Annotated in this window: 12 protein-coding genes; 7 read left to right on the forward strand and 5 right to left on the reverse strand. The window is 68.0% G+C overall.

The genetic code is table 11. The features are described from left to right. Nucleotides 1-906: an enoyl-[acyl-carrier-protein] reductase gene (locus IT361_05455; protein ID MCC6317121.1), complete on the reverse strand. Its 906-nt coding sequence runs from the start codon at nucleotides 904-906 to the stop codon at nucleotides 1-3. A 91-nt stretch (nucleotides 907-997) separates the two neighbouring features. On the opposite strand from IT361_05455, the gene IT361_05460 reads away from it, so the two are divergent. Together IT361_05460 and IT361_05465 are read left to right on the forward strand one after the other, a co-directional pair. Beyond that, a complete protein-coding gene (locus IT361_05460) occupies nucleotides 998-2,272 on the forward strand; it encodes a threonine/serine exporter family protein (GenBank protein MCC6317122.1) in 1,275 nt (424 codons plus the stop codon). Between the two features lie 72 nt (nucleotides 2,273-2,344). Then, nucleotides 2,345-3,766: a phosphatidylserine/phosphatidylglycerophosphate/cardiolipin synthase family protein gene (locus IT361_05465; GenBank protein MCC6317123.1), complete on the forward strand. Its 1,422-nt coding sequence runs from the start codon at nucleotides 2,345-2,347 to the stop codon at nucleotides 3,764-3,766. A 41-nt stretch (nucleotides 3,767-3,807) separates the two neighbouring features. Here IT361_05465 and IT361_05470 read toward each other — a convergent pair whose 3' ends face one another. Both IT361_05470 and IT361_05475 read right to left on the reverse strand, forming a co-directional pair. Beyond that, entirely contained in the window at nucleotides 3,808-5,244 is a 1,437-nt protein-coding gene (locus IT361_05470; protein MCC6317124.1) for a hypothetical protein, read from the reverse strand. 457 nt (nucleotides 5,245-5,701) lie between these two features. Beyond that, nucleotides 5,702-9,064 carry a glycosyl hydrolase gene (locus IT361_05475; protein MCC6317125.1) on the reverse strand — a complete coding sequence of 1,121 codons (3,363 nt, stop codon included), beginning with the start codon at nucleotides 9,062-9,064 and terminating at the stop codon, nucleotides 5,702-5,704. A gap of 806 nt (nucleotides 9,065-9,870) precedes the next feature. Here IT361_05475 and IT361_05480 point away from each other — a divergent pair. From IT361_05480 to IT361_05495, 4 genes are all read left to right on the forward strand, one after another. Further along, complete coding sequence (locus IT361_05480) at nucleotides 9,871-10,860, forward strand: hypothetical protein (protein MCC6317126.1); 990 nt, start codon at nucleotides 9,871-9,873, stop codon at nucleotides 10,858-10,860. After that, nucleotides 10,857-11,468 carry a hypothetical protein gene (locus IT361_05485; GenBank protein MCC6317127.1) on the forward strand — a complete coding sequence of 204 codons (612 nt, stop codon included), beginning with the start codon at nucleotides 10,857-10,859 and terminating at the stop codon, nucleotides 11,466-11,468. The genes IT361_05480 and IT361_05485 overlap by 4 nt, the downstream gene beginning before the upstream one ends. 397 nt (nucleotides 11,469-11,865) lie before the next feature. Then, entirely contained in the window at nucleotides 11,866-12,273 is a 408-nt protein-coding gene (locus tag IT361_05490; protein MCC6317128.1) for a hypothetical protein, read from the forward strand. A 165-nt stretch (nucleotides 12,274-12,438) separates the two neighbouring features. After that, entirely contained in the window at nucleotides 12,439-13,908 is a 1,470-nt protein-coding gene (locus tag IT361_05495) for a DEAD/DEAH box helicase (GenBank protein ID MCC6317129.1), read from the forward strand. 1 nt (nucleotide 13,909) lies between these two features. Here IT361_05495 and IT361_05500 read toward each other — a convergent pair whose 3' ends face one another. Together IT361_05500 and IT361_05505 are read right to left on the reverse strand one after the other, a co-directional pair. Next, nucleotides 13,910-14,731, reverse strand: a complete 822-nt coding sequence (locus IT361_05500) for an SDR family oxidoreductase (GenBank protein ID MCC6317130.1) — start codon at nucleotides 14,729-14,731, stop codon at nucleotides 13,910-13,912. Between the two features lie 97 nt (nucleotides 14,732-14,828). Beyond that, nucleotides 14,829-16,028: a serine hydrolase gene (locus IT361_05505; protein MCC6317131.1), complete on the reverse strand. Its 1,200-nt coding sequence runs from the start codon at nucleotides 16,026-16,028 to the stop codon at nucleotides 14,829-14,831. Nucleotides 16,029-16,273: 245 nt separating this feature from the next. Between IT361_05505 and IT361_05510 the strand changes: the two genes are divergently transcribed. Beyond that, the gene (locus IT361_05510; GenBank protein MCC6317132.1) at nucleotides 16,274-16,810 is read left to right on the forward strand and encodes a methyltransferase domain-containing protein; all 537 of its coding nucleotides are present in this window, start codon (nucleotides 16,274-16,276) and stop codon (nucleotides 16,808-16,810) included. The last annotated feature ends 27 nt before the right edge of the window (nucleotides 16,811-16,837 follow it).

Here is a 16,837-nt window from a genome sequence, read left to right on the forward strand (position 1 = left end):
TCAGGGCGCGTTCAGGCCCTCGACCACCGACATGCCCATCGCGTGGTACCCCTTGTCCACGTAGACGGTGGCGCCGGTGATGCCCGTCCCCAGGGGTGAGGCCAGAAACGCCGCGGTGTGCGCGACTTCGTCCGGAACGAGCGGGACGGGGATGGGCGTGTTCCGGGCGCAGTACTCCACCATGCGCTCGATGATCCCGATGGCACTGGCCGCGCGTGATGCCAGGGGACCGGCACTGATGGTGTTCACGCGGAGCCCCCATTTGCGGCCGGCTTCGAAGGCGAGGGTTCGCGTGTCACTTTCGAGTGCGGCCTTGGCCGAGGACATGCCGCCCCCGTAGCCCGGGACGACGCGTTCACTCGCCATGTAGGTGAGCGACAGCACTGACCCGCCGGGCCGCATGATCGGGCCGAGTCGCTGCAGCATGGCCACCAGCGAATACGCGCTCACGCTGAGGGCGGCGAGGTAGCCGCCGCGCGAGGTTTCGAGCAGCGGCTTCTTCACCTCCGGCCCATTGGCGAGCGAATGCACGAGCACATCGAACGCCGGGGCGCCAAAATCCGCCACGAGGCGATCGGCGAGCCCCTGGAGCGAGTAGTCGCCGAGGTCCTTGTAGCGCTTGCTGTCGCGCACGTCGGCGGGGACGTCGGCGAGCGTGTCGAACGCCGCGTCCAGCGGGTAAATGCGCTCGAACTCGAGCATCGTGCCGTTCGAGAGCTTGCGCGACTCGTCCATCTTTCCGCGTTCCAGCAGACTGAGAAAGATGTTCAGCGCCGGCGGCCACGTGGCCACGCAGACACTGGCGCCGGCCTCGGCGAGGCTGCGCGCGATCGCGAATCCGAATCCGCCGTCGTCGGCCACGCCTGCCACGAGTGCGCGGCGACCGGAGAGATCGATGGAGAGCATGGCGGCAAGATAATGCGGACGGGTTGGTCAGGGGTGAGGGGGTGCGTCGTGCGTTGTGAGTGGGCGTGGTGGTGGTGGTAGTTTCCCGGCCATGTCCTTTTCGCTCACCTCGCTGTACGAGACCCCAGCCACACTTGCCGCGCGGAGTGAGGAGGGGGGGGTCCGCTGCATTCAGCTTGCCGCAAGGGCGTACGCGGCGGTCGACGAGGTACCCGACCGCATCGAGGACGGCGTGCGGGAGCTGGCGCACTCTCTGGGATTCAGTGCGGACTGTTCTGCCACCGGCACCGGAATCTTTCTCACCATTGCGCTGGGTGATCGCAACTGGACGGAGGTCATTCGCGTCCGTCCCTCCGGGCCGGACTTCCAGCGTGCCGTGGCGCTGCACCGTCTCCTCGTGCGAGTGCGCCGCGGCGAGCTCACGCCGGACGAGGGCGCCGACCGCCTGCAGCAGCTGCTCGACTGGCGCCCGCGCACCGCGTCGTTTCCGCTGCTCACGATGCTCTCCAGCGCCACGCTCAGTGCCTCGGCCGGGCTGCTCCTGCGAGCCCAGTGGGAGGAGCTGCTGCTGGCCGTGATCGTCGGGGCATTGGTGGGGGGTGTGCTCGCCCTCACCGGTCCGCGGCCACACCTTGAACCCCTGACGCCCGTGGTCCTGGCGGCCATCGCCTCGGCGGCCGCGTTCGGGTCCGATGCGTTCGGGCTCACGGCGGTGCGACCGGTGCGCGTGCTCATCGCCGGACTGGTGATCCTGCTCCCCGGGTGGCGCCTCACCGTGGCGATGACCGAACTGGCGCAGGGCCACTGGACCTCAGGTGCCGGGCGGTTCCTGGCCGCGATCACGACCTTGCTGTTGCTCATCGTCGGAGTCGTGGCGGGGCAGCAGGCGGTGCAGTCGTCGGACCGCATCGTGTTCACGTTTGGCACCGTCCCCACCTGGGTGCGCGTGCTCTCGCCGCTCCTGGCCGGCGTTGCCCTGACGCACCTGTTCCACGCACGGCGACGTGATGGCGTCATGATCACGCTCATGTGCATCGTGACGTCGCTCGCGTCATATGGTGCCGGCAAGTTCCTCGGCCCCACGGCGAGCGCATTCGTGGGTGCGTTCACGGCCATGGCGATCGGTGCACTGATCGCGCGCCAGCGTCACCTGCCCTACCCCGTGCTGCAGCAGCCTGCCACGGTGCTGCTCGTTCCCGGCAGCATTGGGTTTCTGAGCATGGGTTCGTTGGTGGATCGCAACGTCAACGTGGCGATCCAGACGGGGTTTCAGATGTTGTTCGTGGCGCTTACGCTCGCGCTTGGGGCGATGACCGCGCAGGTGGCGCTGCGGCCCCTGCTTGCGCGACGCAACGGCACGCGCTAGCCGGGGGTTTTTAGGGTGCCGTTCGCTGCCGAGTCAGGTGTCGAACCGTGACGGCGAATGCGTGTCGGGGCGATGAGGATACGGGTTGCGCGTCCACACCCTACTCTACAGCGTGGCGTTCGAATCCTTCAGCCTCGGCGTCTCCACCTGAGCCAGACCCCGTCGGACTTTGACGTTGCCGTACCGGCGATCGCGCGCGCGCAGGCGTCCCGCACCTATGCGCGCGGCCTCTGGCGTATCGCCGCCGCCGACGTGTCGGCGGGGAACCAGGTCGCGCTGCTGCGCAACGGCCCCGCGGCCTTCGACGCCATGGCGGCGCTCATTGAAGCGGCGCGGGTCGAAGTCAGCATGGAGCAGTACATCTTCAGGCGCGACGACGTCGGCCTGAGGTTCCGCGATGCGCTCGTCGCGGCCGCGCGACGCGGGATTCGGGTCCGCTTGCTGGTCGACTGGGTCGGTCGGATGGGCACACCGATGTCGTTCTTTGCGCCGATCACCGAGGCCGGGGGCGAGGTGCGCATCTTCCAGCGACCCGGACTGCGGCCGTGGCTCGGGCTGCTGCCGCGCGATCATCGCAAGCTGCTCGTGGTGGACCGGACGTCGGGCATCACTGGCGGGATCGGCATCGGCATGGAGTGGAAGAACGGCATCCTGCGCCAGCGCCGATCGCCGTGGCGCGATACGGCGGTGCGAATCGCCGGCCCGGCGGCCGTGGACATGGCCACATCGTTCGATCGCATGTGGACGCTCGCGGGCGGCACGGTTCACCTGCAGTTCGGCAGCCTGCGCACGCCAAACGCGTCGCATCTGGATCCGTATCACGATCCTCCCTCGCTGGTGGGCATCATCGAAGGCGAGCCGGCGCGGCAGCGCGTCTCGCGCGCCCTGCAGATGCAGGCGATCGGAGCCGAGCGGTCCATCTGGCTCGCCAGCGCCTACTTCGCGCCGTCATGGAGCGTGGTGGAGGCGCTGGCCGGCGCGGCACGCGATGGCGTTGACGTGCGGGTGCTCGTACCGAGCCGCTACGACCACCCGTGGCTGCGCACGCTCATCTCGCCATTCATCAGGCGCCTGCTCGGCAGCGGCGTGCGGCTGTGGGAGTGGCGTGGCGAGATGATGCACGCGAAGACGAGCGTGGTGGATGGACGCTGGGTGCGGGTCGGATCGACCGACTACAACCTCCTCGGCGTCGCGATCAACTATGAACTCGATGCGGTCATCGAGGACCCTACACTCGGGCAGCAGGCCGAGGCGATGTTTCTCGAAGACCTGGAGCAGTCGCGCGAACTGTTCGTGCGTCGGCCCCACGGGGCCAAACGCCGCGCGGACGACCCACCGACGGCCGTTCCGGCTCTGCAGCAATCAGGGCCCGGTGACTCCGGGCCGGTACGCCAACTCGGGCCACGCAGTGACGTGGACCGAGTCGTGCCGGGCGATGCTCGTGACAACCCCAAACCGTCTCACGCATCGAGAGTCCCAAAATCCGGGGAGTGAGCAGCGCCCGCTCCCCGGATGCGTTGGTATCGGTCAGTCGGTCATTCGCGGAGCGCCGAATGGTGCGGCGTCACGGACGTGCGACCGCGCCGAGCCGGGATCACGGCGTCAGCGGCCGTCACCGATCGACCGACGCGACCGCTCGATCCACCCCCCGCCGCCTTCACCACCAGTGTGTACGTCGCCGTATCGCTCGGCACGCCCGTCGCACTGCCGATGAATCGGATCGAATACGTGCCTGGCACCGCCGTGCTGTCGACACTGATCGGAACGCGCGCTGTGTCACCAGTGATCCCGGCGGTGTCGATCGTCACCTTCACACCCTGCGGCAGTGAATCGGTCGTGAGCTTCACGGTGTCCGTGAACCCGGTGCGCGTCGCGACCACGGTGATCGTGTCCGTCGACCCCGTGGACAGCGAATCGCCGGTCGGCAGGAGCGCGATATCCAGCGACTTCACCACCGGCCTTGGATTCACCGTCAGCGCCATCGTGTCGGTGCGCACCAGGCTCCCCGCGGTTCCCTGCACGATCAACGCATAGATGCCGGGCGCGGTCGAATCGGCGGTGGCGATGGTCAGGACGGTACTGTCGCCACCAAGCGACGGCGTGCCGAACGTGCCGGTGACACCGGCCGGTGCGGGCTGGAGGACGAGTCGCACGGTGTCAGCCAACCCGCCGCTGCGCATGGCTCGCACGCGCACCTGACCGTTGGTGCCCGCCACGAGCGTCATGGTATCGGGCTCGATGGCGAGGGCGAAGTCCGCGGGGACGGCCACGTTCACCCGGATCTTGTCGGTGCGTGTCGTGGTGTCCGATCGCCCGCGAATCGTGACGTCGAACGAACTGGCCGGGACGGCGGCCTCGGCGCGAATCGTGATACGCGTCGAGTCACCGGTCAGCGATGTATCGGCAAACGCAACGCGCACACCGGGCGGAAGCGAGTCCGTCGTGAGCGACACTGCGGCGGCGAATCCCCCCATCTTGCTCAGACGCACATACGCCATCGCCGAGTCGCGGCCTGCGGTGATGTTGACCGTGTCGACGGATGCGCTGACGCCGAAGTCCGCGACCTGCGCGGCCACGACGGAGAGGTTGATGGTCGCGGTCGGACTGGGCGTGATGCCGGTCCCGGCTGCGGTGATGGTGATGGGATAGGTGCCCGGTGCAACGGCGGCGACGACGGTGACGGTGGCCGCGCTCGACACGCTGCCCTGGGCGATCGTGGGTGAGGCGAGTGTGACGGTCACACCAGTGGGCTCGCCACTGGAAGTGAGCGTGACGGGTCCGGTGAACGAGCCGCCGCGCGTGATGGTGAGTGTCAGGGTATCACTGAGTCCCTGGGTGATGGTGAGGTCGGAGCGCGAGGCGGCGACCGTCAGGGTGCCCGGAGGCGCCGCAGGGTCATCGTCACCGCAGGCGGCAGCGAGTGTGAGGGCGGCGAGCGCGGCGGCACGCCGGAGCAGATGGGTCCGTTGCACGAGTCTGGTCCTCCAGGGTTTGTCATGCTTCCTCGCACGTCACGGCCCGGGCGGCCCGCGATAGCAGGCCGTCGGGCGACGGGCTCGGCGCCGTTCGCCGAGCACGCGCCACGCGTGCGAGTTGCGGCGCGCCACGATGGGACACGGGATCGCGCGTACACCATGACACGGCTCACGTATTGCCTAACGAAACGTGTGCGCCATCGCACACTGCAGCACATCACTTGTCCCGGCGTACCACTCGCGACTCCCTCGCGCGAGGCATGAGCGGGCTCGGCTGGCGCGGCGCCCGGTCGCGGCCGGCTCGACGGTCGTTAGGCAGCCTCGACCGGCGCCGCGGCCCGGTTCGTCACTCGCGCGCACACATCGCCAGGGACCGAGGTCCCCGATGCGACACGGCGCCGCCGTGACGAAACGTCACGACGGCGCCGGTCGAACCTGGATCCGCTGGCGAGCGCTACATCGCGACCGGCGGCTTCTCCTTCGTGATCTCGTCGGTGCTCTTGCGCAGCTCCGCGAGCCCGGCCGCACGCAGGATCGCGTTGAGCTTCGGCAGGTTGGTGTCCATCGCGCGGTTCATGGCCCTGGTCTGCGCGTCCAGTTTGGTCACGAGTTCGTTGAACACGGCCACACTCTGTCGCGTCGGTGCGTATTCGCCGGTTCCCACCGTGCCGGCCAGCGCCGCGATCTTGTTGTTGAGCTTGATGGGATAGTTGAGCGGGTCCTGGGACGACTGGTTGCGCACCTGATACACCTCGCCCTCACTCGCGCTCACCTCCGCCATCATCGCGTCGGCGATCGCGGTGAACTCGGCCTGCTGTTGCGCCGAGAGTCTGCCCGTACGGTCGGTGACATTGAAGCGCATGTTGCGCGCCATGCGCACGGCGTTGTTGGCTTCCGTCGTCTTGTCGCGGATGGCCAGCAGCAGCCGGAACTGTTCGACCAGCTGCGCGTCGGTGGCATCGGTCCGCGGGTCCTTGCGGATGCGGAACCGCTGCGTCTGGCTCTCACCGCCCGTCGTCAGGCGCACGGCAAACGTCCCCGGCGGCGCCACCGGCCCCGTCACGCCCGCGGCCCACATGATCATCCCCTCGAACCGCACCGCATCGGGATAGCGCATGTCCCACGCGAACGTGTTGAGCCCGGCTTTGTTCGGCACGCGCGGTGGGCGCGGCGGTCGGCTGAAGAACTCCTCCATGTCGACGTTTTGCATCGCCGCGCGCGGGTCGGCGAAGCGCGCGGTGATGGTCTTTGTTGCCGAGTCACGCGAGGCGCCAGCCTTGACCATCGAATCGATGGCCGCGGCCTTCTGCCCCTCCATGCGCAGCGAGTCGGCCGCGGTCAGCGGATCCTGCTCGCTCGTGAACGAGCGGATGACCGTACCCGCGGCGTCGAGGAAGTCGAGCGTGATGCGCTGGTTCGGTTCCTTGACGTAGTACTGCACCAGCGCGCCCGACGGCGGATTGGCGCCGAGCCCAGGGCCGCCGCCGGCGAGGGCTGCGAGCTGCGCGAAGAACCCACCGCCCCAGTCCGTGCGGAACGCGTCAGGCGGTGCGAACAGGTGCGCCGACTTCGCGGTCACCGTGGGCGTGAGCTGCCGGATCGCGGAGATGTTGTCCATCACCCAGAAGCCGCGGCCGTGCGTGGCGAGCACCACGTCCTCGTCGCGGATGCGCAGGTCATGCACCGGCACGAGCGGCAGGTTGCGGCGCAGCGACTGCCACTGCTCGCCGTCGTCGAACGAGAGGTACACGCCGCGTTCAGTGCCCGCAAAGAGCAACCCTCGGCGCTTGGGATCTTCGCGCACGACGCGCAGGAAGTGATCGGGCGCGATGCCGTTCACGATCCGCTTCCATGAGCGGCCGTAGTCGGTGGTCTTGTAGATGATCGGGGTCTTGTCGCCCTGCTGGTAGCGGTTGGCCGCGATGTAGGCCGTGCCCGCGTCGAAGTTCGACGGCTCGATGATGGAGACGCGGGTGAAGTCGCCGATGTCGGGCGGCGTGACGTTCTTCCACGTGACGCCATTGTCCTGCGAAATCCACACGAGGCCGTCGTCGCTGCCGACCCAGAGCACGCCGGGCCGAACCGGCGACTCGTCGAACGCAAAGATCAGCGCGTAGGTCTCGACACCCGTCTGGTCCTTGGTGATCGGTCCGCCCGAAGCGCCCATGGTGCGCTTGTCCGCGCGCGAGAACTCGGGCCCGATCATCGTCCAGCTCGCGCCTTCGTTGGTGGAACGGAAGAGCCGCGAGCCGCCCGCGTACAGCACGTTGGGGTTGTGTCGCGAGAAGACGATCGGGAACGTCCATTGGAAGCGGATCTTGATGTCCTCGGACGACTCGCCCATCGGATTGTTCGGGTACACCGAGATGTCGCGCGTGAAGCCCGTGCGCTGGTCGCGGCGCGTGAGCAACCCGCCGTAGCTGCCGGCGAAGATGATCCACGGCTTGGTGGGATGCGGCGTCACGTAGCCCGACTCGCCACCGCCGGACTCGATCCAGTCGGAGAGCTGCACGCCACCCGGCTTGCGGCTCGGGCCGCAGAGCGTGGAGTTGTCCTGCTGGGCGCCGCAGATGGTGTAGGGGTACTCGTTGGTGAGGTCGACGTGGTACCACTGCGCGGTCGGGAACTCCTCGTCGGTCCAGGTGCGGCCACCGTTCGTGGACACGGTGGCGCCGCCGTCGTTGGCCTCCACCATGCGCTGCGGATCGTTGGGCGCGATCCAGAGGTCGTGGTTGTCGCCGTGGGGGACGTTGATCGACTCGCGGAAGGTCACGCCACCGTCACGCGACCGGTAGAAGCCGACGTTGAGCGCGTAGACCACGTTGGTGTCCTTCGGGTCGGCCGTGAGCTGCGAGTAGTACCACGCGCGCTGGCGCAGCTTGCGGTCCCGGTTGATGTACGACCAGGACGCGCCGGCGTCGTCGCTCCGGTACACTCCCCCGGAATCGTGCTCGATGATCGCCCACACTCGGCTCGGCTTTGCCGGCGAGACGGCGAGCCCGATCTTGCCGATCACCCCGGTGGGCAGGCCGCGCGCGGTGCGTGTGAGGTTGGTCCACGTCGCACCGCCGTCGGTCGACTTGTGGATCCCCGAGTGAATGCCGCCGGACGACATGGCCCACGGCGCTCGCCACGCCTGCCACATCGCCGCGTACAGGATGTCCGGGTTCGATGGGTCGAGCGCGATGTCGATGACGCCGGTGGAGTCGTTCGCGTAGAGGATGCGATTGAAGGTCTTGCCGCCGTCCGTGGTCTTGAAGAGTCCGCGCGGCCCGGCCTGGAACGGATTGCCGAACACGCCGATCCACGCGACGTCCTTGTTGGTCGGGTGCAGGCGGATGGTGGAGATGTGTTCGTACTTGAAGCCAAGGAACGACCACGTCTTGCCGGCGTCGGTGGACTTCCACAGTCCGTCACCGCCGGCCGTGTTGCCGCGGATGTCGGTCTCGCCGCCACCGACCCACACGATGTCGGCGTTCTGCGGATCGACGGCGATGGCGCCGACGGTTCCGCCGAAGAAGGCGTCGCTCGCCGCGGCCCAGTTCTGGCCGCCGTCGGTCGTCTTGTAGACACCGCCGCCGGTGGTGCCCATCCAGTACTCATTGGGCCGTTGCACCGAGCCCGCCGCGGCGACGGACCGGCCTCCACGGGCGGGGCCCATTTCGCGCCAGCGCAGGCCGGCAAACCAGGTGGAGTCGAGTGCGCCCGGGCCGGCCAAGGAGGTCGCCCGAGCGGCGGGGCGTTGCGCCCTAGATGGCGTGGCCGAGGACGCCAGGAGCGCGAGGAGGCAAACGAATCGTGTGTAGGAGCGGGGCATCGGGAGGGGGTAGCGAGCCCTGCAAGCATATCCGAGCGACCAGCCCTTCGGAACCCGGTGGAGGGCGGCGGCCACGCGCGCTCGAGCCCGACGCCGTGTTCCTCTGACCCCGTCAGCTTTCCTCTGACATCATCGGAAGGCGGGCTCAGCGTGCGTTCCTTCCTGCGTACCCCGGACTGCAGATCAATCTTGACAAGTCCGAGGGGGGGGGACTTACTGTAGCCGACCACAGAGACCCTACACACGAAAAGCGGGCGGGGCTGTTCACCAGGGAGAGTTTCCGCCAACCGTGTGGCGATGACCAACCCTCACATGAGGGACCACGGAGTTTCCGTGTCCGATTCACTGCGTACCCGCGATGGTGTGCGTGCCTGAACGCTCACCCCTTGGATGACACTGTAGACTCACGTCCCCTTGACAGGAGCAACTTCCATGCGCTCAACAGTCCTCCGGCTGTGCCTGTTGTTCACCGCGGCGCTAGTGGTCGGAGGCGCTTCGGTGGCCGCCAGAGCGGATCAGACGGCCCTGGCCTATTGCGAGAACGATGTGTGCGTGTGGGGGATGTTCTGCGAGAATCGGCCCGCCTCCAACAAGGGTTGTGATGTCGAGAACGCATTCCCCCAGTTCTGCGACACGTATCTGTGCGGACAGCAATGAGGGCGTGTCTGTTCGCCGCGGTGGCCGCCATCTGCGTGGTCGGCCCTTCGGTCGCCACAGCGCAGGTCATTGAGCGACATCCGACGCGGGCGAACCTTGCGCAGCGCGCGGACCACGTCGTCGGAATGAGGGACACGGTTTCCGGCAACGTGCGACTGGATGCGTTTGCCCGGCTGCTCCGCGCCGCGAAGCGCGTCGACTCCGTTGGAAGGTTGACCGGGCCGGTCGACGAGGCCATTGGAATGATCATGGATGTGGCCGTCGACAGCGTGGGGCGAACCTTCGTTCTCGACCGTGCGTTCTCTCGCATCCGCATCTTCGACCGGAGCGGCAAGCCGAGCGGTTTTGTTGGGCAATCAGGGGCCGGGCCGCTGGACTTCAGGAGCCCAATGGAAATCTGGGTGAATGCGGGCGAGGTAGTGGTGGCGGACCTGGCGCTTGGCCTGAAGAGAATCCGGTTTGATTCGCGCGGCCAGCCGCAACTGCATCGGGTGATTCCGCCGGATGGGTGGGCGATGTGTCAGTCGCGGGGGCAGGTCATCAGCATGGGCACCGGAGTGCGAGGCGGGGACACGAGTGCAGCTGAGAGACTGGTGCGCGTGCGGGACTCCACCGGCAGAGTCATTCGGCAGTTCGGTGCCGGGTACCAGGCTCGACAGGCGCTTGTTCGGAGCGTGATGAACGAGGGCGTTGTCGCGTGCACGGGCGGCGGCGATGTTGTGATCGCTCTGTCAAGACTGCCGTTCGTTCGAGGGTTTCGGCCCGACGGGTCCGAAGCATGGGTCACCAGGCTCTCCGATTTTCGCGTCGGCGTGTCGAGGGAACGAGTCAACGAGCGAGGGCAGCTGGCCATAGGCGTAGACCCCGACAACCCGGACGGATCGTTCACCATGCGCGCCAGGGAGCTGAGCGCGGGCATTGTTTGCGTTCAGGTAGGCCTGATGACGCTGCGCGCCCTGACAGCAAAGACGCTCTGGGAGCGCATAGACACGTACCTGATAGATGCAGCAAGCGGGCGAAGCGTCTTCGTCGCTTCGGACCTTCCCACGATAGGCAGTGTTCTCGGTCGGAGGATCTATGCGTTTCAGAACGAGCCGTTTCCCATGGTGGTCATCCTTGAAGCGAGGGCAACGTCATGAACCACGATCCGGGAGGGCGAAGGAAGTGGATGCGTGATAGCGCGTTGCTTATCGGCACACTGTGGGGAGGAACATGGGCCGGGAGGGCGGTTGCGAAGCGATCTTTCGCGGCGGCGCGCGATGGCTTCAGTGACGGTGCAGTACCGAAGGTCGGTGGGCAGCTCCTTCTCGTGTATGTCGGATCCTCCAGGTGTGGTCCTTCAAACGCGGCGGACCTTCCGAACCTGGTGCGATCCATTTCCGGAGAGCTCCGCGCCGAGGGCGCGCGGCGCGGCCTCGCATTCGTGTCGGTTGGTGTTGGTCGCGAAGTCTCCGCCACTTCGGGCATGGTGCATCTCCACAAGATCGCAGCATTCGATGAGGTAGCTGCCGGTCAAGGGGTGCTCAATCAGGCGAGCGCCCATTTCGTGGATCGCGATCATCGGGGGATGGCCGCCACTCCTCAGCTTATCGTGCTGATTCGACGCGTCGGGGCCCTTCCGGCCGGAGGTGTGGATCCGGGTTTGGTCTCTGAGCGCGTTCTGCTGAGGAAGGTAGGGCTCCAGGATATTCGCAACTGGTCCGCGCTGGGCGCGCCTGTTCCCGAGAGCGACCTGGCATCAGCTTGACGCGATTCTGTTCACGGAGGTGGAAACCATGGCCCGTACAGCTGAAGGTGCGAAGCGGTCGCGAAGTCGAACAAGGGTCGTCCTTGTTGCGTTGTTGCTGGGAAGCCCGGCAGCGGGGTGGCTTTCCGTTGCGGGCGCTGATTCCGTAAGCAATTCGGCGTTCTGCGAGATGGATCGGTGCTACGCGGGCTACTGCGGGCCCGTCTTCGTAACGACGGGTTGCAACATGACGGGGACGCTGAGGTGCGAGACGTACGTGTGTGAGCCTGAGTAGAACTGGCTCCCCCCATCCTGTGGCGACCTTCGAGCAGGCCATTTTGCTGCGCGATGAATGGGTAGCCGTGGCACGACGCGATCCGTACGGGGTTGACTGGCTGGGCCCTCAGGGCACACTCCCATGAGCCCGCGATCCTTCACGCCAGTCGCCGCCGCTCTCCTGCTTGCTTTCGGCGCTTACGCAAACCTGGAGGCGCAGCCTGCTACCGCGTTCTGGCCGCTCCCGGTCGAGCTACGCTATGAGGGCCCCGAGCGCGCCGAGCTGTGGGCGACTCTGGTGTGGGGGGCCACGTTCGAGGGCGTCTCGCTGACGTCACGTAGCACAGCAACGGGCGGCGACTCGCTACTGGTCGGCGTCGTCTCGATCACACAGAATGCTCTCGGCGGCATGGCCGTTTCGTTTGCGTTCGAAGGGGCCATGTCGCGCCGCGTTCGCTGCAATGGCGCCGGCAGCGCGACCGCTCCCGGAGGCAAACAGTTCATAGCTGGAGCATTGATCTCGTGGTCGATGCAGCGCCTGATCCGCTGAGTAAAGGCGCTCGAGGCCAGTATGGAGCCTCGAGGCGCGGGCGGCCCCTCTGGATAGGCTCGGCGCCGCGTTGTCAGCACGCTGGCCGGGCCTCGGCAAGCCCTGACACCACATGGATCGTGAGGGAGAGTGTACATTGGGGCTCCCGCCTCCCTCCCGAACCTCGTGTCGTTCGCTTCACTGCAGCTGCACCCCGCGCTCCTCCAGGGCCTCAAGGAACTGGGCTTTACCAAGCCGACCCCGATCCAGGGCGACGCCATCCCGCCGGCGGCCGGCGGGCGTGACGTGCTCGCCTGCGCGATGACGGGCAGCGGCAAGACGCTCGCGTTCCTGCTCCCCGTCCTGCACCGCCTGCTCGCGCAGAAGCGGGGCGTCACGCGGGCGCTGGTACTCACCCCCACGCGCGAACTCGCGGCGCAGGTGCTCGAAGAACTGAACGCGGTGGCGGTTCATTCGCCCCTGGTCGGGGCGGCGATCTTTGGCGGCGTGGGCATGGGGCCGCAGGAGCACGCCTTCCGGAGCGGCGTCGACGTCATCGTCGCGACGCCTGGCCGCCTGCTCGACCACCTGCGGCACCCGTATGCGTCGCTCGCGCACGTGGAGTACCTCGTGCTGGACGAGGCCGACCGCATGCTCGACATGGGCTTCCTCCCCGACATCCGGCGCGTGCTCAAGCACGTGCCGTCAAAGCGGCAAACGCTCTTCTTCAGCGCGACGATGCCGGCGCCCATCGTCGAACTCACGCGCGAAATGCTGCGCGATCCGGCAACGATCAACCTCGCCCGCAAGGCGGCGCCGGCGCACGGCATCACGCAGGCCGTCTACCCGGTTCCGCAGGAACTCAAGTCCGCGCTGCTCCTCGAACTGCTCACGCGCGACCTCATGGAGCAAGCGCTGGTGTTCACGCGGACCAAACACCGCGCGAACCGGCTCTGGGAGTATCTCACCAAACACGGCGTCGCGGCCGCGCGGATCCACGGCAACCGGTCGCAGGCACAGCGCACGCTCGCCCTCGCCGGCTTCAAGGATGGCACGCAGCGCGTTCTGGTCGCCACCGACATCGCCGCGCGCGGCATCGACGTCGAAGCGCTCGGCCACGTGGTGAACTTCGACGTGCCCCTGGCCTCGGAGGACTACATCCATCGCGTCGGCCGCACCGCCCGCGCCGAGCTGACGGGTGAGGCCTACACGTTTGTTGCGCCAGACGAAGAGGGCGATCTCAAGGCCATCGAGCGCGCCGTGGGCAAGGCGCTGCCCCGGGTGACGTTGCCCGACTTCGACTACGCGGCCCGACCAGCCGCCAGGCTCGAGATCCCGCTGTCGGAGCGGCTCGCGGCACACCGCGCGCAGCGCAAGACCGCGCGCGAGCGAACGCAGGCGCGCGACCGCGGCACCGCACCTTCACGCCCGGCCACCACGCCACCGCGCGAACGCTCGTCCTCGCAGCGAGACGCGCGGTCGGCCACGCCCGCTCGCGAGCGCTCGACCGGGGCACGCGGCGCTCACCCACCGGCGCAACCACGTACGCACGGATCAGGCGCGAGCGAGGGGGCCGGCGGCGCTCCGCGTCGGCGCCGAAAGCGGCGCGGGGGCCGTGGAGGTGGCTCCGGCCCCTACCGCAGCGACTCAGCCTGAACTACACGCGCCGTGCGCGCTCCTTGATCGCGGCCCAGCTCGCCGAGAAGTCGCGCATGCCGCCGAGCACCTGCCCGCCATCACAATGGACGATGGCGCCATTCACGTAAGAAGCTGCCTCCGTGCAGAGAAACACGGCCACGTTGGCCACCTCGCGAGCCGTGCCGAAGCGGCGCATGGGATTGGCGTCGAGCCATGCTGCTCGAATCTCCTCGCTCGCCGCGAGCCGCGCCATGCCCTCCGTATCCAGGATCGGCCCCGGCACGATGGCGTTGACGCGCACGCCTTCGCGCCCCCACTCGCTCGCGAGCGAACGCGTCAGCATCTCCACGCCGGCTTTCGCCGCGCTCACGTGTGCCTGGCCAAAATACGCCTCCGTGGCCTGCGGTGCGGAGATGTTGATGATGGAAGCGCCAGGTCGGCGCAGCAGCGGCCAGGCGCTGCGCAGCACGTTGAAGGTGCCATTGAGGTCGATATCGACCACGGTGCGAAAGCCGTTCGACGACAGTTCGTTGGCCGGCGCGAGAAAGTTGCCGGCCGCTCCCGACACGACGATGTCGATCCCGCCACCCCACTCCGCGCACGCCGTCATCGCTCGCTCCATCGCGGCGTATTCGCGCACATCACCCACGTGACCGGCCGCGTCCACGCCGGCCGCACGGAGCGCGTCCACGGCGCCCTGCACGCGCTCGGCATTGCGGCTCAGCACGGCGACACGCGCGCCGAACTCGCCGAGCGTTCTGGCAATTCCGAGGTTGATGCCGCTCGTCCCGCCGGCGACGAACGCCACGCGGCCCTTCAGCACGTCAGGCACGAACGTCATGAATGCTCCTCGATACGGGTCGCTGGAATCGGCGGAGGGACGCGGCGCCGGAGGCTTGCTCGCGTCACGCGCGTCCGAAGCGACGCCCGCGGGACGTTCATCGGACGGCGCCGAGCATGCGGCCCAGGAACTCGTTGATCGCGCTGTTCTCGATCCAGCGCACGACCACCACCAGGTCCTGCTCCGGGCTCACGAACACCAGATTCGTGCCGTTGCCGACGTGCCCGAACGCCGAGGCCGGCGCGTTAGGCATCCACTTGCGATCGGTGTTGAGGTACCAGTTCATGTAGCCGTAGGTGGGCTGCGGCACCGTCGGCGTGAGCGACTGCTTCACCCAGGCTTCCGACAGGATGCGCGTCTCGCCCCACATGCCTCGCCGCTGCGTCAGCAGACCAAACCGCGCCATGTCCCACGCATTGATGAACAGCCCGCCGCCCCAGTGCCCGCCGCCCGACACCACCTGCACGGGACGGCCATCGAGCGTGATCCAGGCGTTGTCGTAGCCGTACCAGCGCCAGGTCGTGGACGCGCCGATCGGACCCATCACGTGATCGCGCAACACTTCGGGCAACGGCCGACGCCACACGTTGGTCGCGGCGAGCGCCAGCGCGTTCACGCGCACGTCGTTGTACTCGTACGTCGTGCCTGGTGTCGCGCGCGGGCGCGTCTTCCACGTGGACGCGTCCTGCGCCGGTCGGTCGGCCCAGTCGGGCTTGCCCCACAACGTGCCCTCCCAGTCGCTCGTCTGCCGCAGCATGTCGTCCCACGTGATGCGCCGATTGTGCGGCGTGTTGAACGGCTCGATGAACATGCTGTGCCCCATGCTCGATCCCGGCTCGCTCGGCGCCTGCAGGCGCAGCGGATAGATCGGCGCCTGCGACTTCCACACGGTGTCGTGCACCGACCGAATGATCCCGCGATCGACGGCGAGGCCCACGGTGGCCGAGACCATGCTCTTGGTCACGCTGTGCGTCATGTCGACGCGGTCCGGTTCGCCCCAGCTCGCGACCAGGTAGCCACCGCGCAGCACCACGCCGGTGGGCTCGCCTCGCGGCTTGAGCGGGCCAATGGCCTGGCCAAAAGGCTCGCGACCGAACGAGCGATAGTGCGACTCCTCCATGTCGCGCGGCGCTCTCGCCTCGTTCTTCTTCGCAAACTCGATGGCCTCGGCGAGCCGAGCAGCGTCCATTCCGGCGGCCTCGGGCGTGCGCTGTTCCCAGACGGGGCCGGGCACGTACGGCGTTGCGGGACGCGACCTGGCAGGCGTCTGGGCCACGGCGGCCTGAGCGGCGAGCATGGTGAGGATCAGGACTGGCGAGCGCGTCACAGGAGGCACGGTGGAGGGGGCGGAAGGGCGGGAAGGTACGAGCCAGACGCGACGCTGACGAGACGTGCCCGCCCAGCCGTCGAGCGCGACTCGGCGGCGCCTGGGGGGTCCGGTCTCGACGGTGTAGGCTTGCGAGCGGTAGGCCCCAGCCGGCGTCATGTGTCGCCGCGCGGCAGCTGTGCCGCGCGATCATGGCGCCGACGATACATTGGATCATGGACGTGCGTGATGCCGTGTCGCTACTGGCGCCGGCGCGCGAGCGATTGGCTGGCGGCGGTCCCTGGGTGGACCTGGGCTGCGGGGCCGGGACGTTCACGCGGGCGCTCGCGGAGCTGCTTCCTCCCGGATCGGCCATCGAAGCCGTCGACCGCGACGCGGCCGCGCTTCGACGGATCCCGCGGGAGCATCACGGCCTGTCGATCACTACACGACATTTTGATGTGGAACGCGAGGCGCTGCCGTGGGTCGACCTGCGCGGCGTCATGCTGGCCAACGTCATGCACTACACACGAGATGCAGCGGCCTTGCTCGGCAGGGTGCGCGCCGTCGTGCGGCCGGGCGGCCACGTCGTCGTGGTGGAGTACGACACGGACGATCCCCAGGTCCCGTGGGTGCCCCACCCGGTGAGCCGCGCTTCGCTCGCACGCGTGGCCAGCTCGGCGGGTTTCGTGGCCGTGGAGCCGCTCGGGGAGCGACCATCGCGCTTCGGCGGGCGCACGATGTATGGCGCCCTGCTCTCCGCCGGCACCTGACGCACGGCGGCCGAATGCCACACTTTA

Source organism: Gemmatimonadaceae bacterium (assembly GCA_020846935.1).
GTDB lineage: Bacteria > Gemmatimonadota > Gemmatimonadetes > Gemmatimonadales > Gemmatimonadaceae > RBC101.